This window comes from Novosphingobium sp. AAP93 (assembly GCF_001296055.1).
Taxonomy (GTDB): domain Bacteria; phylum Pseudomonadota; class Alphaproteobacteria; order Sphingomonadales; family Sphingomonadaceae; genus Novosphingobium.
Genome location: NZ_LJHZ01000052.1, coordinates 1 through 18,681, shown reverse-complemented (window position 1 = coordinate 18,681; position 18,681 = coordinate 1). Strand labels below are relative to the sequence as shown.

Sequence of the window (18,681 nt, the reverse complement as noted above, 5' to 3'; positions counted from 1 at the left end):
CGAAGTCGAGACACAAAGCGCTGGGTATGGTGTCTCGACTTCGCTCGACACGAACGGCTGGGGGATGAGAATTGCATCAACTAGGACTCAGTGCGCGACGGCGGCCGCAGCCGCCTCGTCGATCAGCCGGCCATTGCGGAACCGGTCGAGATTGTAGGGCGCGTTGATCTTGTGCGGCTCGTCGTGCGCGATTGTATAGGCAAGCAGGTCCCCCGCCCCCGGCGTCGCCTTGAAGCCGCCGGTGCCCCAACCGCAGTTGACGTAGAGCCCCTTGACCGGCGTCTTGCCAAGGATCGGCGAGCGGTCCGGCGTCACGTCGACGATGCCGCCCCACGTGCGCAGCATCCGCATGCGCGTGAAGATCGGGAAGATCTCGCAGATCGCCGCCAGCGTGTGCTCGACGATGTGGAACGCGCCGCGCTGCGAATAGCTGGTGTACTGGTCCGTGCCCGCACCGATCACCAGCTCGCCCTTGTCGGACTGGCTCATGTAGGCATGGACCGTGTTCGACATGACCACGCAGGGGAAGATCGGCTTCACCGGCTCGGACACCAGCGCCTGCAGCGGATAGCTCTCCAGCGGGAAATCGAGCCCGGCCATCTTCATCACGAGCGAGGTGCTGCCCGCCGCCGAAACGCCGATCCGGCGGCTGGCGATATAGCCGCGCTCGGTCTCGACGCCTTCCACCGCCCCGTCCGCGCCGCGCCGGATGCCCGTCACCGCGCAGTTCTGGATGATGTCCACGCCCAGCGCCGAGGCCGCGCGCGCATAGCCCCAGGCCACGCTGTCATGCCGTGCCGTGCCGCCGCGCCGCTGCAGCGCGCCGCCCAGCACCGGATGGCGTGTGCGCGGCGAGATATCGAGCGGCGGGCAATAGGCCTTGCACTCTTCCGCCGTCAGCCATTCGTTGTCGACGCCGTTCAGCCGGTTGGCGTGGATGTGCCGCTTGAAGCTCTGCACATCATGCACGTTGTGCGCGAGCATCAGCACGCCGCGCTTCGAATACATGATGTTGTAGTTGAGCTCCTGGCTGAGCCCGTCCCACAGCTTCACCGCGTGGTCGTAGAGATGCGCGCTCTCGTCATAGAGGTAGTTCGAGCGGATGATCGTGGTGTTGCGCCCGGTGTTCCCGCCGCCCAGCCAGCCCTTCTCGATCACCGCAACGTTGGTGATGCCGTACTTCTTGGCGAGGTAGTAGGCCGCGCCGAGGCCGTGCCCGCCCGCGCCGACGATGATCGCATCGTAGCTCGCCTTCGGGGCCTTGTCGGGCCAGTGCTCGGGCCAGCCCTGATGGCCGCGAAACGCCTCGCCGATCAGGTTGAAACCGGAAAACCGCTTCATCGTCAATCGATCCCCAGGGCAGCGCGGCTGCGCTCGACATAGAAGGCCTTGAACGCGTCCACCAGCTTCTCCTCGACGGAATACATCCCCGGGCGATAGCCATCGCCCTTGATCCCGGCGTGGTTGATTGCCGAGAAGTGGCTGTCCTGCGCGTTGGTCGCGCGCCACACGGCAGCGAGGTTTTCGGGGTCATAGTCGACGCCTTCAACTGCATCTTCGTGCACGAGCCAGGTCGTGCGCAGCAGCGTCTTGTCCGGGCCCAGCGGCGTGAGCGAGAACGTCACCACGTGATCGCAGCAGAAGTGGTGCCAGGAATTGGGCTGGGTCCAGACCGAAAGGCTCGTCTGCTCCGACGCGCCGTGCGGCCAGATCAGCTTCTTCGAGGCAGGCTTGCCGTCGAGCGTCTGTGAGACGGCGCCGTTCGCCAGCGGCAGGCGCGCAACGCGGTGCCACCAGCCCTCCGGAAACTCGATCAGATCATAGTAGATCCCGAGATCCTTCCAGCGCTGGCGCTGCGCTTCGAGCATGGCATCGAACGCGGCGTCATCGACCACATCGGCCTCACCATCTTCGGGCAGGCCCTTGCCGAAGCCATAGGTCGACAGCGACTTCATCAGTTCGGGATGGCCCGCGTCGCAGTGATAGCACTCGCGGTTGTTCTCCATCACGAGCTTCCAGTTGGCGGGCTCGATCAGGTCGTCCTGCACCGCCACCTTGAGCTTGGTCATGTCGAAGATCGCGATCTGCTCTTCGATATCGGCTTTCACGCGGTCGATCGGCGGAGGATTGTCCGACAGGCACAGGAAGATCAGACCGCCGATGTTTTCGAGCGCAACGGGGCGCAGGCCGTTTTCCGCCTTGTTGAAGTCCTCGGGCATGTTGCGCGCCGCCAGCAGCTTGCCATCGAGCGCAAAGGTCCACTGGTGATAGGGGCAGGTGATACGCGCAGACTTGCCCGCGCTCTCGCACAGCTTGGCGCCGCGATGCGTGCAGGTGTTGTGGAAGGCGCGGATCTCGCCCTGCTTGTCGCGCACCACGATCACCGACGTTTCGCCCAGCTCGAACAGGAACTGATCACCCGGGTTCTTCACGTGCGCGACGGTGCAGGCATAGAGCCACACCTGCTTGAGCATGACCTCGGTATCGAACCGGTAGGCCTCCTCGCTCACGTAAAGCTTCTGCGGGAGGGTGAAGCCCGGCTTGTCCTGCTTCAGGCTTTCGGCGATCGCGTCAAAGTGCATCATGTGCGTCAGCTCCGCAATGCGTTGTTGTCCGGGTCGAAGGGCGAGTCCGGGATCACGACCGCCCGGTGTGGTTCACCCAGGATCACGATTTCCAGCTCGGTGCCGACGACCGCGTGCTCTGGCGCGACCATCGCGAGCGCGAGGCTCTTGGCCGTTCGCCAGCCATAGCCGCCCGAGGTCGCGCGGCCCACCAGCGCGCCATCGCGGAAGATCGCTTCCGAGCCGCGCGCGTCGGCATCGGTCACGTCCAGCACTTCGAGCGTCACGAACTGCCACTTGAGGCCCGCTTCCTTGCGCGCCAGCAGCCCCTCGCGGCCCTTGAACGCCGGCTTCTTGAAGCTGACGAAGCGCTCGAGCCCGCTCTCCAGCGCGGCGTATTCGATCGAAAGCTCGCGCGGGATCAGCTTGTAGCTCTTCTCGATCGCCATCGCGGTCATCGCGCGGATGCCGAAGGGCTTGATCTGGAACTCCGCACCCGCTGCCATGACACGATCGAAGATGTAGTTCTGCATCTCGATCGGGTGATGGATTTCAAAGCCCAGCTCGCCGATGAAGTTCACCCGCAGCAGATCGACCTTGGCGCTGCCGAGCGAAACCGACTGGCCGGTGAGCCACGGGAACGCCTCGTTCGAAAGATCGGCATGGGTCAGCTTCTGCAGCGTCTCGCGCGACTTCGGACCCGCGACCACCAGCACGCCCATCGCCGTCGTCAGCCGCTCGAAGCGCACCGAACCGTCGGTCGGGAGCGCCTTCAGCAGATAGTCCTGATCGTGCCGCTCGAGCGCACCCGCCGACACGAGATAATACTGCTGCGGGCCCTTCTTGTAGACGGTGAACTCGGCGCGCACGCCGCCGCTGTCGGTCAGCAGGTACGAGAGCGTCACGCGGCCGGTCTTCTTGGGCACCACGTTGGAAAGCAGGCCATTGAGCCAGTCTTCCGCGCCGGGGCCGGAGATCATGCACTTCGCAAACGCCGACATGTCCTGAATGCCGACGTGGCTCGTCACGTGGCGGCATTCGTTGCCGACATGCTCGAAGTAGTTCGAGCGGCGGAACGACCACTTCTCGCGGATCGGCTCGCCAGGCACATCGGGGTGGTTGTGGTTGAGGATCACATCCGGCCGGTCGAGATCGGCGTCGGTCAGCTCATAACCTTCGGGCGCAAACCAGTTCGGACGCTCCCAGCCAAAAACCGAGCCGAACACCGCGCCCAGCGCCTTCATCCGGTCATAGCACGGCGTGCGGCGCAGCGGGCGCGCAGCCTCCCGCTCCTCGTCCGGGTAGTGCACGGTGAAGACCTTGGCGTAAGCTTCCTCGTTCTTCTCGATGAGGTAGCCCTCGCCCGCATAGTCGCCGAAGCGGCGCGGATCGACGCCCATCATGTCGATGCTTGGCTCGCCTTCCACGATCCACTGCGCCAGCTGCCAGCCCGCTCCGCCCGCAGCGGTGATGCCGAACGAATGGCCTTCGTTGAGCCAGAAGTTCTTCTTGTCCCACGCCGGGCCGACGATGGGGGAACCGTCAGGCGTATAGGCGATCGCGCCGTTGTAGACTTTCTTCACGCCGACTTCGCCGAACGCCGGAACACGCTCGATAGCGGAAAGAATGTAGGGTTCCAGACGCTCCAGCGCGTCGGGGAACAGCTCGTATTCGCTGTTGGCCGCCGGGCCCTTCACATAGCACGCGGGCGCGCCGATTTCGTAAGGCCCGAGCAGCAGGCCGCCGGCTTCCTCGCGCATGTACCAGCTGGCGTCGGACTCGCGCAGCACGCCCATTTCGGGGAGGCCCTGCTTGCGGCGCTCCATGATCGCCGGGTGCTGCTCGGTCACGATGTACTGGTGCTCGACCGGGACGACCGGGATGTCGAGCCCGACCATCGCCCCCGTCTGGCGGGCAAAGCTGCCGGTGGCGGAAACGACATGCTCGCAGGTAACTTCGCCCTGGTCGGTCGTCACCACCCATTCGCCGTTGGCCTTCTGGGTGATGCCGGTCACGGTCGTGTTGCGATAGATCGTCGCGCCGCGCTGGCGGGCACCCTTGGCCAGCGCCTGCGTGAGATCGGCGGGCTGGATGTAGCCGTCCGCCGGGTGCTGGATCGCGCCGATCACGTTCTGCATCTCGGCGAGCGGCCAGATCGCCTTGACTTCGTCGGGCGTCAGGAAATTGACCTCGACCCCGATCGTCCTGGCGACGCCGGCATAGTACTTGTACTCGTCCATGCGGTCGCGCGTGGTGGCGAGGCGGATGTTGGAGACGTTCGAAAAGCCGACGTTGAGCTCGGTCTCGGCCTCCAGCGAGGGATAGAGATCGACCGAGTACTGGTGCAGCTTGCCCACCGAGTACGAGAGGTTGAACAGCGGCAGCAGGCCCGCGGCATGCCAAGTGGAGCCCGAGGTCAGCTCCTTGCGCTCGATGAGGACACAATCGCTCCAGCCCAGCTTGGCGAGGTGATAGAGCGTGCTCACGCCCACCACGCCGCCGCCGATCACCACTACCCGCGCTGTCGTCTTCATTTCGCCCTCGGCTTTCGCGTTTCTTATATCAGGAATCCGGTATGCCAGCCAAGCGCGCGCGGCTGAACCGCTCATTGCGGCTATCGCGAAGACTAATGCTGCATATTAGGCAAAAGGACCCCTCCGACCTGCCTGCGGCAGGCCACCTCCCCATTTGTGCTTCGCAAAAATGGGGAGGACAATTTTTCCTCTCCATTTTTCCCGAAGGGACAAATTGGGAGGTGGCTCGCGAAGCGAGACGGAGGGGTTCTTCTACCCCACCGGCACCGGCAGCTTCGCGAGGCTATGCGCCGCGAACACCACCAGCGCCGCCCCAGCAAGCGCCACCCACGGCAGCACCCCCGCCCGCTTCACCGCCGGGCTCTCGGCAAAATCCTCGGACAGTGCCGCCGGAAACACGCCCTTGTCCTGCACATAATGACGAAACGCAAACACCGGCAGGATCAGCAGCACCCCGATCAGGCCATTGCGCAGCGTCCCCGCACCATAGACATCCGCACCCGCCCCCATGAAGGCCATGTTGACGAAGCCCAGCACCGCGCCGAGGCCCAGCAACCAGGTCGGGCAGCGGAACGGCCGCTCCCAGTTCGGGCGGTCCATGCGGTGGATCCAGCCCGATTGCAGGTTGAGGAAATTGAACGCCATGTAGCAGACGTTCGAGATCATCAGCACCGCGAAGTAGTCCGAGGCAAGCAGCAGGATCAGGTTGAAGCCGAGGTCGGTCCACATCGCCGCCGTCGGCGCGCCGTGGCTGTTCACCTTGCCGAGGTACTTGGGCAGCCAGCCATCGACCGCCGCCTGATAGAGCGTGCGCGAGGAGCCCATCATCGAGGTCATCACGATCAGCAGCAGGGAGAGGATCAGCATCGCGATAAAGAGGTTGGCGACGACCACCGCACCGCCTGCCGTGACGCCCAGACCTTTGGTCACGATCGTGGCCAGCGCGAGCGCCACGCCCGAACCATCGCCGATGCGCGGGTCCATCATCGCCTCCAGCCCCAGCGAAGCCTGAAACGCCAACGGCACCAGCGCGAAGATCACGATACACAGGATGCCCGAGGCAATCAGCGCACGCGGCGTGTCCTTGGCTGGGTCCTTGAACTCGCGCGTGTAGCAGACCGCCGTCTCGAACCCGTAGGTCGACCAGCCCGCGCCGAACATCGCGGCCGCCATCAAGGTCAGGCCATAACCGTCCCACGTGCCGAAATGCGCATGCCCCGCCGCATCGCGGACCAGCGGCAGGATCGGAAACAGGTTCTGCGTCGGCAGGTCGCCGGTAATCAGCGGCACGAACCCTACGAGGATCAGCGGCGAAAGGCAGGCAATGCCAAGGATCTTCTGCGCATTCGCCGCCTTTGCCGCTCCGCCATGCTGAAGGGCGAAGGTCAGCAGCAGAAACGCCATCCCGATAATCGAGACCGCGTTGATCCGCAGCGTCAGCTTGTCGCGGATAAAGCCCAGATCGAGCAGCGTGATGTGCCAGGTGTTGATCGCGCTATCGGGCGCGAACAGGCTCGCCATGATGTAGCCCGCCGCGAGGCTTGTGCCGAGCGTCAGCACCGGCGACCATGCCAGCCAGTTGCACCACACCGAGATCGGTGCGACAAACTTGGAATAAGGAAGCCACGCCGCCGCACCATAGACCGAGGCCCCGCCGGACTTGTGCGGATAGAGCCCGGCAATCTCGGCATAGACGAAGCTCTGCAGGAACCCCATCATGATCGAGGCGATGAAGATCACCCAGCTGGGCTGGCCGATCATCGTGGCAACGCCGCCGATGGTCAGAAGCACGCCCGCGGGCACGCCGGACGAAGCCCAGAAGGCACCCTTCCAGTCGAGCGAACGCAGCAGCTCGCCGTTCTCTTCCAGTCCGGCCCCCTCGCTTCCGGTAACGTCGGCTACGGCGGCTCCGCTCATCGCTGGGAGGTCTCCCAGTTCGGGGCGACAAAATAGGGCGCGTTGGACGGTGCGAGCAGGTCCTTGCCAAGGATGTGGTCGGCGCCCTTCTCGCCGATCATGATCGTCGGCGCGTTGAGGTTGCCCGTCGTCACCGAGGGCATGACCGAACTGTCCACCACGCGCAGGCCTTCCACGCCGATCACGCGCAGTTCGGGATCGACCACCGCAAAGGGATCATCCAACGCGCCCATCTTGCAGGTGCACGAGGGGTGATAGGCGCTCTCGACCTTCTGGCGGATAAAAGCGTCGATCGCCTCGTCGCTGGTCACATCCGCGCCTGGCTGGATCTCGCGCCCCCGCCACGGCGCGAAGGCCGGCTGCTGGAATATCTCGCGCGTCAGCCGCACGCAGGCGCGCATTTCCTCGATGTCGTCGGGGTGGCTGAGGTAGTTGAAGCGGATCACCGGCTTGTCGGCGGGATCGGCGCTGCGCAGCGTCACCGAGCCCCGGCTCTTCGAGCGCATCGGGCCGACGTGGGCCTGAAACCCATGCTCGCTCGCCAGCGAATTGCCGTCGTAGCTGACCGCCATCGGGAAGAAGTGATACTGGATATCGGGATAGCGGATGCCCGCCTTGCTGCGGATGAACCCGCAGGTCTCGAAATGGTTGGTCGCCCCCAGCCCCGATTTCAGGAACAGCCAGCGCGCACCGACATAGCCTTTGCCCAGCAGGTTGGCATACCTGTAGAGCGTGACCGGCTGCGTGCAGGCCATCTGGAAATAGAATTCGAGATGGTCCTGCAGGTTGGCGCCGACGCCGGCACGATCTGCCACGACCTTGATCCCATGCCGCGCCAGTTCCTCTGCCGGGCCGATGCCGGAAAGCTTTAGCAGCTGCGGCGAATTGATCGGCCCGCCGGCGAGGATGACCTCGCGGCTCGCCTTGACGATCGAGCGCTTGCCATAGCGCTCGATCTCAACGCCGACCGCGCGCTTGCCTTCCATCACCACCCGCGTCGCCAGCGTATGCTGCAGCACAGTGAGGTTGGGCCGCCGCATCGCCGGGCGCAGATAGGCCTTGGCAGCCGAACAGCGCTCGCCATCGCGGACGGTCATGTCCATCCGGCCGAAGCCCTCCTGCCGGAAGCCGTTGACGTCGTCGGTCAGGCTGTAACCCGCCTGCTGCGCCGCATCGAGCCACGCCTGATTGAGCGGGTTCTGCAAGGTGCCATAGCGCGTATCGAGCGGGCCATCGCCGCCGCGATATTCGTTGCCGCCCTCGTCGCGCCGCTCGGCCCGCTTGAAGTAGGGGAGCACCGAAGCGTAGTTCCAGCCCCGCGCGCCTTCCTCTTCCCAGCGCTCGAAATCGAGCGGATTGCCGCGAATGTAGACAAGCCCGTTGATCGAGGATGACCCGCCCAGCCCCTTCCCGCGCGGGGTGTGCAGCACGCGGCCATCGAGGCCCGGTTCGGGCTCGCTTTCATACTGCCAGTTCCACCGAGAGGTGTTCATCGGGATCGCGAGCGCGCTCGGCATCTGGATGTAGATCGACTGGTCCGACCCGCCGAATTCGAGCACCAGCACCTTGTGCTTGCCATCCGCCGAAAGGCGGTCCGCCAGAACGCAGCCGGCTGAGCCCGCGCCGACGATCACATAGTCCCACTCACCCTCAGTAAGGGGCATCGATCGGCTCCATCGCGACGTAGACGCCCTTCAGGCGCGTGAAGTGGTGGATCGCCTCGCGGCTGTTCTCGAAGCCGATGCCGGACTGCTTGAAGCCGCCGAACGGCATTTCGACCGGGCAGATATTGAAGGTGTTGATCCAGCACGAACCCGCATCGAGCGCCGCGATCACGCGGTGCGCGCGGGTCAGGTCCTTGGTGAACACGCCCGCCGCCAGACCGAACTCGGTGTCGTTGGCCCGCGCGATCACTTCCTCTTCGCTGTCGAACGGCAGCACCGTCATGACCGGACCGAAGATTTCCTCCCGCACCACGGTCATGTCGTCGGTGCATGCGGTAAACACCGTTGGCGCCACATAAAAACCGGCGGCGGGCACGCCTTCGGTCACGCGGTGGCCACCGGTCAGCACTTCGGCGCCTTCGGCCTTGCCCTTCTCGATATAGCCCAGCACCTTCTGCATGTGCGCTTCGGAAATCAGCGAGCCCATCTGCGTGGCCGGGTCGATCGGATCGCCCAGCTTGATCCGCTCGGTGCGCGCCTTCAGGCTGGCGAGGAACTCGGGAAGGATGCTGCGCTCGACGAACACGCGCGTGCCGTTCGAGCAGACCTCGCCCGCCGAGTAGAAATTGGCGAGATGCGCCCCCGAAACCGCGTTTTCGATATCCGCATCGGCGAAGATGATCAGCGGTGATTTGCCGCCCAGTTCCAGCGTGACGTTCTTGAGCGTCGAGGCTGCGCCCGCCATGATCTTCTTGCCCGTCGGCACGCTGCCGGTGAGCGAGATCTTGGCAATGCCGGGATGCTCGGTCAGCATCGCGCCCGTCGCACCGAAACCATGGAGCACCTGGAACAGGCCCTCCGGAAGGCCCGCTTCAAGGTAGATCTTCTCGACCTCGATCGCGGTCAGCGGGGTCAGTTCGGACGGCTTGAAGATCACCGCATTGCCGCAGGCGAGCGCGGGGGCGGATTTCCAGCAGGCGATCTGGATCGGATAGTTCCACGCGCCGATCCCTGCGCAGACCCCCAGCGGCTCGCGCCGGGTATAGCCGAAGGCCGAAGGCCCCAGATCGATATGCTCCCCCGCAATCGTCGGGGCGACACCGGCGAAAAACTCGAGGCAGTCGATGCCCGAGACCACATCGACGACCAGCGTTTCCTGGATCGGCTTGCCGGTGTCGCGCGTCTCGAGGGCGGCCAGCTCATCATTGCGCTCACGCAGGATTTCCGCCGCCCGGCGCAGGATGCGGCCGCGCTCGGTGCCAGTGCGCCTGGCCCATTCCTTCTGCGCCGCCGCCGCCTTGGCGACTGCCAAGTCGACTTCGGCCTGGCCGGCGATGGGCAGGGTCGCAAGGACTTCGCCGGCGGCGGGATTGATGGTCTGGAAGGTGTCGGTCATCGCTGTTCCAAATTGAAGGAAGGCCCCCTCCGTCTCGCTGCGCGAGCCACCTCCCCATTTGTGCTTCGCAGAAATGGGGAGGACCTTCTTGATCCTCCCCATTTTCGTCGGAGACGCAAATGGGGAGGTGGCCCGCCGCAGGCGGGTCGGAGGGGTACTGCTTCCTCTTACTTCCCGAAGTGCCACACCGCGTTCACACCCCAGGTGCGCGGCTTGGCATAGACGCCCGTGGTATAGCCCCAGTAGGTCGAGGCATCGAACGCGTAGACGCGGTACCGGCGCTCGAACAGGTTGTTCACGAAGAACGCCAGATCGAGATTGGTGCCCTTGGGAGTGAGGCCCACGCGCATGTTCGCCACCGCATAGGCCCGCTCGCGCTCCACCGGCGCGCAGAGCACGGTGAAGCAGAACTTGCCCGTGTAGAGCGCGTCCGCCTGCAGCGAGGCGCGGCCGATGCCGGTGTCGAATTCATACCGCACCAGCGCATTGCCGGCGAAACCGGGGGCCTGCGGCAGGTTGCTGGTCTTCACGGTCGTCGCGTCGGGCAGCAGCACGTCCTTCACTTCGCTGTCCTGCAGGGCGCCCGAAAGCTGCAAGGTCAGGCCCGGGATCGGACGGCTGGTGATGTCCGCCTCGATGCCCTTGATCCTGGCCGGCAGGTTGCGAACCACCTGCGCCGCGAAGACCTGCACGAAGGCCTGGTAGTTCTTGTAGTCGTAGTAGAACGCCGCGAGGTTGAACTGGGTGTTGCCCGGCAGCTTCGCCTTGAGGCCCACTTCATAGGCGTTGAGCGTTTCCGGCCGGTAGGGAATGTTGTTCAGCACGTCGATCAGCTGCGTCGGGAACGGCGTGCCGGTCGAGAAGGTGAACCCGCCCGACTTCGAACCGCGGTTGTAGCTGGCGTAGATCAGCGTGTCCGGCGTCGGCTTGTAGTCGATTTCCGCGCGCGCGGTCACGCCGCGGAAGGTCGGGTTCGCCGCGCCCGGGGTCGTCGTCACGCCCGAGGGCGCGCCGCTGCTGTAGCTCCACGAGCCCGGCGTCACCGTGCCGGTCGTGTCGTTGTAGCGGATGTCATCCGGACCGAAATAGAGCGACAGCGCATAGGGCCCGGTCGGCGCGACGGCATTGTAGATGCCGCGCTTCTTGTCCTGCCAGTAGCGGATGCCGCCGATGAGCTTCCACTGGTCGTCGATCTTGAATTCGTTCTGCGCGAAGAACGCAAAGCTCTCCGTCCGCTGGCTGAACGCCACATCGGGATCATAGCCGATGAACGGTACCGCATACTTCGCGTTGAACTTGCCATCGATGATCATCCCGAAGGCGCCGACGGTCAGGTAGTTCTTGCCGAACGTCGCGGCAGCGCGGATTTCCTGGCTGACCTGATTGGTCTTCGCGCGCTGGAAGAACACGGTACCCGAGGTGTAGCAGGTCACGCTCTGTGCCGGCGCGGGGCACGGACCGGGATCGCGGAACGGGCCTTGCGGCACGTACGGGAACTCCGGAACACTGTCGCCCTGTTCGATGTAGAACTTCTTGAGGTGCTGGTAGTCGGTGATCGAAGTCACGTCGAACGCGCCGATCTTGGCATCGAGCCGCAGCGAGGCGCCGAACACATCGCGGTCGACGTAGGCATCGCCGGTGCCCGCCGTGCGCCACGGATTGCCGCCCTGCGACGGCGTGATCGCCGGGTTGGCATAGCCGTTGCCGGTCGTGCCGGTGACGCCCCAGTACGAGCAGAACTCGTTGGGGCCGAGGAATTCGCCTTGGAACTGCGCATTGGGACAAGTCGGCTCGAGCGAGTAGATACCAGCCTGCCGCTCGCGGTCCGCCTTGGCGTAGCGCAGCGTCAGCTTGGCCTTGAAGTCGCTGCTGGGCTTCCACAGCAGGATACCGCGCAGCGCCCAGTGGTTGTCCGCGCCGCGGTCCGGCTGGCCGGGAGTGATGTTCTTGATATAGCCGTCATCGCGCGTGTACTGGCCCGAAACGCGCGCCGTCAGCGTGTCGGACAAGGCGCCCGAGAGCGCGCCTTCCGCGATCACCTGGTTGAACCGGCCATAGGTGATGGCGCCGTAGCCTTCGAACTCTTCGGTCGGCTGCGCGGAGATGAACTGCACCGCGCCGCCCGTGGCATTGCGGCCGAACAGCGTGCCCTGCGGACCGCGCAGCGCTTCGACGCGGGCAAGGTCGAACACCGGGAAGCTCGCGGCGGTGATCGACGAGGTATAGCTGTCGTCCTGATAGACCGCGACCGGCGGCTCCTGCTGGTCGCCGTAGTCGTTCTGCGAGACGCCGCGGATGTTGTAGACGACCTGGCTCGAACCGTAGGCGTTGAACTTGAGGTTCGGGATCGCGCGCACGACATCGGTCGCGTTGACGATGTTGAGCGCCTTGATGTCCTTGGCGCCGACGACGCTGACCGCGATGCCGACATCGTTGGCCTTCTGCTCGCGGCGCTGGGCGGTGACGACGATCTCGCCGGTCTCGGCAGGCGCTGCGGCGGTTTCGCTGGCCTGTGCGTCCTGCGCAAGGGCGGGTGCTGCGATCAGGCCGAGCGAAAGTGCCGCAAAGCCCGTGCCCGCCTGCATGGCGCGGCGGATGATGGTCATGTTGCTCATGGTCATTGTTCTTTCTCCCCGGAGGACAGCGTCCCTCCCGCTTCTCCAGATGCGCGAAAGGTGCCTCAAGCCCGGAGGGCGCGCAAGCACGGCTGCCACGCGCCAAACCGAAGTCCGGCGCGCGGTGCAGAGCTGCAACAGGAATTTCAAGGACTTATGCCAACCAAACCGCTTGTTCGTTTGCTAATAGTATCCATTAGATGTTGGAATAGGGCAGTTTCTGTGCCTATCACCCCTCCAGAAACAGCTCCGCGGCCGCATCGATGATCGCATCGGCATCGAGCCGGTAGGTGCGGTAGAGGTCTGGCAAGTCCCCTGTCTGGCCGAAGCGCTCGATCCCGAGCGGGCTCACACGCATGCCCTTCACCGCACCGAGCCATGACAGCGCCGAGGGCGAACCGTCGATCACCGTGACGAGCCCTGCCCCCGGCGCCAGTGTGCCGAGCAGCGTATCGATGTGGCTCGGTTCCGGCTTCCTGCCGGTCCAGCGCGCCGCACGGCGCGCCGCCCAGCCCCTATGGAGCAGATCGGGCGAGGTCACGTTGAGCAGGCCCAGCCCGGGCAGATCCTCACGCAACGTTTCCCACGCGGCAATCGCTTCCGGCGCGATGGCTCCGGTGAATACAATGGCAGCATCGGCCCCCACATCCGGGCGCTTGAGCCAGTACGCCCCTTTCAGCGCATCGGCTTCCCAGCTGTCATCCTCGCGCGTCACCTGCTGGATCGAGCGGGTGCTGAGGCGGAGGTAGACCGATGCGCCGTCCGGCTTCTGCATATGCTCGAAGGCATGGCGCATCAGCAGCGCGACTTCGTCGGCGAAAGCGGGTTCGAAGTAGTCGAGGTTGGGCTGGCCCATGCCGATCAGCGGCGTGTTGATCGACTGGTGCGCACCGCCCTCGGCGCCCAGCGTCACCCCGGAGGGCGTGCCCACCAGCAGGAAGCGCGCATCCTGATAGCAGCCGTAGTTCAAGGCATCGAGCCCGCGCGCGATGAAGGGATCGTAGACTGTCCCCACTGGCAGCAGCCGCGTGCCGAAGTGCGGCGCCGACAGGCCGAACGCCGCCAGCACGAGGAAGAAGTTGGTCTCGGCGATGCCCAGCTCGACATGCTGCCCGGCCGTGTTGCCCACCCACTTCTGCGCCGAAGGAATGCGCGCCGCCTGGAACACGTCCTTGAGCTCGCCCCGGCGGAACAGCCCGCGCCGGTTGACGAAGCCGCCGAGGTTGGTGGTCTGCGTGACGTCCGGCGCGGTCGTCACGATCCGGTCGCCCAGCGCATCGCCGGGCCGCGCGAGGTCCATCAGGATGCGCCCGAAGGCCGACTGGGTGGATTGCTCCTCACCCTCCGGCACCGGCAGGCGCGCAGGGACCGGGATCGCGGGCGGGCTGTGCTCGGCAGGCTTTGCAGCCAATGCGCTCTTCTGCACAAACGCCTTGAGTTCAGCGGCGACGTTGTCGCCGAGCCCGCCCCACGGTTCCCACTCGGAACCCTCGGCAATGCCCATGCTGGCCCGCAGACCTTCGATCTGGGCGGTGTTCATCATGCCCGAGTGGTTGTCCTTGTGCCCCTGCAGAGGCAGGCCGTAGCCCTTGACGGTGTAGGCGATGAACAGCGTCGGCTTGTCGTCGTTGGCCTGCGCAAAGGCCTCGACCAGCGTCTCGGCGCAATGCCCGCCGAGGTTGGTCATCAGCTGCGCCAGCGCGGCATCGTCGAAGCTTTCGATCAGCGCCCGGGTGGCGCTCTGGTCACCGAGATCCTTCAGCAGCCGCTCGCGCCACGCCTCTCCGCCCTGATAAGTCAGCGCCGCGAACTCGGCATTGGGGCAGTTGTCGATCCAGTCCTCCAGCGCCTGCCCGCCGGGCCGCGCGAAGACCGCCTTCTGCAGCTTGCCGCTCTTGAGTGTGATGACCCGCCATCCGCAGGTCTCGAAGATATCGTCGAAGCGGCGGAACATGCGGTCCGCGGTCGTGGCGTCGAGCGACTGGCGGTTGTAGTCGACCACCCACCAGCAATTGCGGATGTCGTGCTTGTAGGCCTCGATCAGGCATTCGTAGATATTGCCCTCGTCGAGCTCGGCATCCCCCATCAGCGCGATCATCCGGCCCGCATCGGCCTCGCTCATGTGCCCCTGCGCGATGCAGTAGTCCTGCACGAGGCTGGCAAAGGCGGTGATCGCTACGCCGAGACCGACCGAGCCGGTGGAAAAATCGACCGGGATCTGGTCCTTGGTCCGCGAGGGGTAGCTCTGCATGCCGCCCAGCCCGCGAAAGCGCTGCAGCTGGTCGAGCGACTGGTTGCCCAGCAGGTAGTGGATCGCGTGGAGCAACGGCCCGGCGTGCGGCTTCACCGCCACCTTGTCCTGCGGGCGCAGCGCGTGAAAATAGAGCGCGGCCATGATCGTGGTCATCGAGGCGCAACTCGCCTGATGCCCGCCGACTTTCATCCCGTCGCGCTTGGTGCGGATGTTGTTGGCATTGTGCACCGTCCACGCCGAAAGCCAGCGCAGCCGGGCATCGAGCGCTTCGAGCGCGGGGATCAGATCGGTGCGGTCGTCGGCGAGTACGGCGGTCATGGCGGGCTCGAATCCGTTTTGGACAAGGAAACCGGAGATATAATGCAGGGCGCGGCGCAGCGTCTTGCGAAGTTTGCCCCACACAGGCAGACTATTGGCATATTCTGCCAATCAGGGCGCCATGAGTAAAAGATAATGCCAGATACCGCTCTCGATGCGATCGACCGCAAGATCCTGCGCCGCCTCCAGCAGAACGGCCGCCTGACCAATCAGCAGCTATGTGAGGATGTCGGCCTCAGTCCGAGCCCCTGCCTGCGCCGCGTCCGAGCGCTGGAGGAACGCGGGGTGATCTCAGGCTACGTCGCGCTGGTCGAACCCGAGACGATCGGCCTCCCCGTCAATGCCTTCGTGCGCATCCGGCTCGATCAGCAGGACGACCACCACCTGGCGACGTTCGAGAGTGCGGTCGCCGAGTTTCCCGAGGTGATGGACTGCTACCTGATGACGGGCGAGGCGGATTACCAGTTGCGCGTGCTTGTCCCGTCGCTCGCCGCGTTTGAGGATTTCCTCAGGAAGCGGCTGACGCGGATCGCGGGCGTGGCCCAAGTCACCACCAGCTTTGCCCTACGGCCGATTGTGAACCGGACGGCCTTGCCGGTGCCGGATTGAACCGCGGGGGTCCCGACCCCAAACATCCAGAACCGCTCATGCTGAGCTTGTCGAAGCATCATACGCGACCGCCGCGCCAGCACCCTTCGACAAGCTCAGGGTGAGCGGACATGGGAGATATTGACCAGCATTCACCCCGTTCGTTTCAGGTGAAGTCGAGACATTACCCCTCGAAATCGACAGCTGCCCGCCCGCCCCCCTTTCCTTAACCGCTCGATTGATTACACGGTTGCGGCAGAACCAAACCAACGCCTGCCAAATAGCCTGAAAGCCTGCCGATCCATGTACAACCTGCTCTCCGGCATTACGGTGATCGAGGTGTCCTCGTTCGTCGCCTCGCCGACCATCGGGCTCTATCTCGCCCAGTTCGGCGCCGAAGTGATCCGCGTCGACCAGATCGGCGGTGGGCAGGATTTCAAGCGCTGGCCACTGACGCCGGAAGGTCACTCGCTCTCTTGGGAAAACCTTAACCGCGCCAAGAAGAGCGTCGCGCTCGATCTCGCGAGCCGCGAGGGGCGCGATGTGCTCACCCGGCTCATCCGGAGCGTTGGCACCCTCGTCACCAACCTCCCCGTCGGCGGCTTCCTCGCGCACGAAAAGCTCGCCGCCGGCCGCCCTGACCTCATCACCGTGCGCGTCATGGGCTGGCCGGACGGCGCCATCGCGCTCGATTACACCGCCAACGCCGCGGTCGGTTACCCTGCGCTCACCGGGCCGCTGAACGACCCCGCTCCGGTCAACCACGTGCTTCCCGCCTGGGATCTCCTCACCGGCGCTTACGGCGCCTTTGCGCTCGTCTCGGCGCTGCGCCGCCGCGATGAAACCGGCCACGGCGGTGAGGTTCGTCTGCCCCTTACCGATATCGCCATGGGCTCCGCCGCCAATCTCGGCCGCGTCGCCGAAGTGCTGCAATCGGGCGAGGACCGCGAGCGGCTTGGCAACGGCGTCTACGGGACCATCGGGCGCGATTTCGTGACCGCAGACAGCGTCCGCGTCATGATCGTCGCGATCAACGAACGCCAGTGGCAGGGCCTCGTCCGCGCGCTGGACCTGCAGGCAGGGCTGGCCGCGCTGGAGGCGCAGCACGGCATCTCGTTCACTGGCGACGACGGTGTGCGCTATCGTCACCGCGATGCGATCTATGCCCAGATCGAGCAGGCTATCGCTCCGCTGTCACACAGCGCTCTGGCCGAAAAGCTCGATGCCAACGGCGTGACCCATGGCCCCTACAAGACGATGCCCGAAGCGGTGCAGGACCCGCGCCTTGTCGGCGAGAACCCCCTATTCCAGCACACTACGGACAACCCCAGCGGCTTTGCCTATCCGGCGGCTGGCGCCTTCGCGACTTTTCCCGCGATGGAGCGCCTGCCCCCCGCCCCCGCCCCCGTTCTCGGCGGCGACACACGTGATATCCTCGCCCGCCACCTCGCCCTTGATCCCCAAGCCATAGACCGGCTGCTTGAAGTCGGCATCGCAGGAACCCCCGCATGACCAAGCTCACTCGTGCCGCGATTTGCGCCCCCATCCGCACCGCTGTCGGCAAGTTCGGCGGCGCACTGGCCGATCTCAACGCCGGCCAGCTCGGCGCGGTGATCCTGAAAGCGCTGATGGAGCGCACGAAGATCGACCCGGCGCGTGTCGACGACGTCGTGTTCTCGCAGGGCTATGGCAACGCCGAGGCCCCGGCCATCGGCCACTGGTCGTGGCTTGCCGCCGGGCTGCCGCTCGAAGTGCCCGGCTACCAGCTCGACCGCCGCTGCGGCTCGGGCCTGCAGGCGGTGATCAACGCCGCGATGATGGTGCAGACCGGCCAGTCCGACGTCGTCGTCGCGGGCGGGGTCGAATCCATGTCCAACGTCGAATACTACACCACCGAAGGCCGCCGCGGCGTGCGCGCGGGCGGCATGATGCTGCATGACCGCCTCACGCGCGGCCGTCTGATGTCGCAGCCGATCGAGCGGTTCGGTGTCATCACCGGCATGATCGAGACTGCCGAAAACCTCGCCCGTGATTACGAAATCAGCCGGGAGGCCTGCGACGCCTATGCCGTCCGCAGCCACCAGCGCGCGGCTGCGGCATGGAAGAACGGCTTGTTCGACGATGAACTGGTCCCCGTCGAAATCCCCCAGCGCAAAGGCGACCCGAAAATCTTCGCGCATGACGAAGGCTACCGCGCGGATGCCACGATGGAGTCGCTTGGCGCCTTGAAGGCGCTCGAAGCCAAGACCATCCCCGGCGCGGTTGTCACCGCCGGCAATGCCAGCCAGCAGAACGATGCGGCGGCGGCGTGCCTCGTCGTTGCCGAGCACAAGCTCGAGGAACTGGGCCTCGAACCCATCGCCTGGTTCCATTCGTGGGCGGCGGCCGGCTGCGACCCGGCGCGCATGGGCATTGGCCCCGTGCCTGCCGTCGAACGCCTGTTCGCGCGTACCGGCCTTGGCTGGAGTGACATCGATCTCGTCGAACTCAACGAAGCCTTCGCGCCGCAGGTCCTCGCCGTGCTCAAGGGCTGGGGCTGGAGCAATGACGACAGCCGCCACGATGTGCTCAACGTCAACGGTTCGGGCATCTCGCTCGGCCACCCCATCGGCGCAACCGGCGGGCGCATCCTCGCCAACCTGACGCGCGAACTGGTGCGCCGCGATGCGCGCTATGGGCTCGAGACGATGTGCATCGGCGGCGGCCAGGGCATCGCAGCAGTGTTCGAGCGCGCGGGCTGAGCCAACTTGCGAATGACCTTCCCTCCCCTCCGTTCGTGTCGAGCGAAGTCGAGACACCACGCACCGCGCATGGTGTCTCGACTTCGCTCG

General features: G+C 65.3%; 11 protein-coding genes. 3 read left to right on the top strand and 8 right to left on the bottom strand.

Going from position 1 to position 18,681, the window contains the following annotated elements:
- Positions 1-87 precede the first annotated feature (87 nt).
- From IP83_RS09345 to IP83_RS09310, 8 genes are all read right to left on the bottom strand, one after another.
- Complete coding sequence (locus IP83_RS09345) at positions 88-1,341, bottom strand: sarcosine oxidase subunit beta family protein (RefSeq protein WP_054121950.1); 1,254 nt, start codon at positions 1,339-1,341, stop codon at positions 88-90.
- Positions 1,342-1,343: 2 nt separating this feature from the next.
- On the bottom strand, positions 1,344-2,585 hold the full coding sequence (locus IP83_RS09340; protein ID WP_054121949.1) for an aromatic ring-hydroxylating dioxygenase subunit alpha: 1,242 nt from the start codon (positions 2,583-2,585) through the stop codon (positions 1,344-1,346).
- Between the two features lie 5 nt (positions 2,586-2,590).
- The gene (locus IP83_RS09335) at positions 2,591-5,098 is read right to left on the bottom strand and encodes an FAD-dependent oxidoreductase (protein WP_054121948.1); all 2,508 of its coding nucleotides are present in this window, start codon (positions 5,096-5,098) and stop codon (positions 2,591-2,593) included.
- A 252-nt stretch (positions 5,099-5,350) separates the two neighbouring features.
- Positions 5,351-7,015 carry an APC family permease gene (locus IP83_RS09330; protein ID WP_054121947.1) on the bottom strand — a complete coding sequence of 555 codons (1,665 nt, stop codon included), beginning with the start codon at positions 7,013-7,015 and terminating at the stop codon, positions 5,351-5,353.
- On the bottom strand, positions 7,012-8,679 hold the full coding sequence (betA, locus tag IP83_RS09325) for a choline dehydrogenase (protein ID WP_054121946.1): 1,668 nt from the start codon (positions 8,677-8,679) through the stop codon (positions 7,012-7,014). Before betA ends, IP83_RS09330 begins: the two co-directional genes overlap by 4 nt.
- Positions 8,666-10,075 carry a betaine-aldehyde dehydrogenase gene (betB, locus tag IP83_RS09320; RefSeq protein ID WP_054121945.1) on the bottom strand — a complete coding sequence of 470 codons (1,410 nt, stop codon included), beginning with the start codon at positions 10,073-10,075 and terminating at the stop codon, positions 8,666-8,668. The genes betA and betB overlap by 14 nt, the downstream gene beginning before the upstream one ends.
- Positions 10,076-10,242: 167 nt before the next feature.
- The gene (locus tag IP83_RS09315) at positions 10,243-12,690 is read right to left on the bottom strand and encodes a TonB-dependent receptor (protein WP_231624983.1); all 2,448 of its coding nucleotides are present in this window, start codon (positions 12,688-12,690) and stop codon (positions 10,243-10,245) included.
- A 229-nt stretch (positions 12,691-12,919) separates the two neighbouring features.
- Entirely contained in the window at positions 12,920-15,262 is a 2,343-nt protein-coding gene (locus tag IP83_RS09310; RefSeq protein ID WP_054121951.1) for a transketolase, read from the bottom strand.
- Between the two features lie 135 nt (positions 15,263-15,397).
- Here IP83_RS09310 and IP83_RS09305 point away from each other — a divergent pair, with 135 nt between their 5' ends.
- The 3 genes from IP83_RS09305 (at position 15,398) to IP83_RS09295 (ending at position 18,591) form a co-directional block, all read left to right on the top strand.
- Positions 15,398-15,871, top strand: a complete 474-nt coding sequence (locus tag IP83_RS09305; RefSeq protein ID WP_054121943.1) for an Lrp/AsnC family transcriptional regulator — start codon at positions 15,398-15,400, stop codon at positions 15,869-15,871.
- 282 nt (positions 15,872-16,153) lie between these two features.
- Entirely contained in the window at positions 16,154-17,362 is a 1,209-nt protein-coding gene (locus IP83_RS09300) for a CoA transferase (RefSeq protein ID WP_054121942.1), read from the top strand.
- Positions 17,359-18,591: an acetyl-CoA C-acetyltransferase gene (locus tag IP83_RS09295; RefSeq protein WP_054121941.1), complete on the top strand. Its 1,233-nt coding sequence runs from the start codon at positions 17,359-17,361 to the stop codon at positions 18,589-18,591. Before IP83_RS09300 ends, IP83_RS09295 begins: the two co-directional genes overlap by 4 nt.
- The last annotated feature ends 90 nt before the right edge of the window (positions 18,592-18,681 follow it).

Coding starts and splice junctions, on each gene's coding strand:
- IP83_RS09300 (WP_054121942.1), top strand. CDS start 16,154: ATGTACAACCTGCTCTCCGGCATTACGGTGATCGAGGTGTCCTCGTTC.
- IP83_RS09305 (WP_054121943.1), top strand. CDS start 15,398: ATGCCAGATACCGCTCTCGATGCGATCGACCGCAAGATCCTGCGCCGC.
- IP83_RS09295 (WP_054121941.1), top strand. CDS start 17,359: ATGACCAAGCTCACTCGTGCCGCGATTTGCGCCCCCATCCGCACCGCT.
- betB (WP_054121945.1), bottom strand. CDS start 10,075: ATGACCGACACCTTCCAGACCATCAATCCCGCCGCCGGCGAAGTCCTT.
- IP83_RS09310 (WP_054121951.1), bottom strand. CDS start 15,262: ATGACCGCCGTACTCGCCGACGACCGCACCGATCTGATCCCCGCGCTC.
- IP83_RS09340 (WP_054121949.1), bottom strand. CDS start 2,585: ATGATGCACTTTGACGCGATCGCCGAAAGCCTGAAGCAGGACAAGCCG.
- IP83_RS09345 (WP_054121950.1), bottom strand. CDS start 1,341: ATGAAGCGGTTTTCCGGTTTCAACCTGATCGGCGAGGCGTTTCGCGGC.
- IP83_RS09335 (WP_054121948.1), bottom strand. CDS start 5,098: ATGAAGACGACAGCGCGGGTAGTGGTGATCGGCGGCGGCGTGGTGGGC.
- betA (WP_054121946.1), bottom strand. CDS start 8,679: ATGCCCCTTACTGAGGGTGAGTGGGACTATGTGATCGTCGGCGCGGGC.
- IP83_RS09315 (WP_231624983.1), bottom strand. CDS start 12,690: ATGAGCAACATGACCATCATCCGCCGCGCCATGCAGGCGGGCACGGGC.
- IP83_RS09330 (WP_054121947.1), bottom strand. CDS start 7,015: ATGAGCGGAGCCGCCGTAGCCGACGTTACCGGAAGCGAGGGGGCCGGA.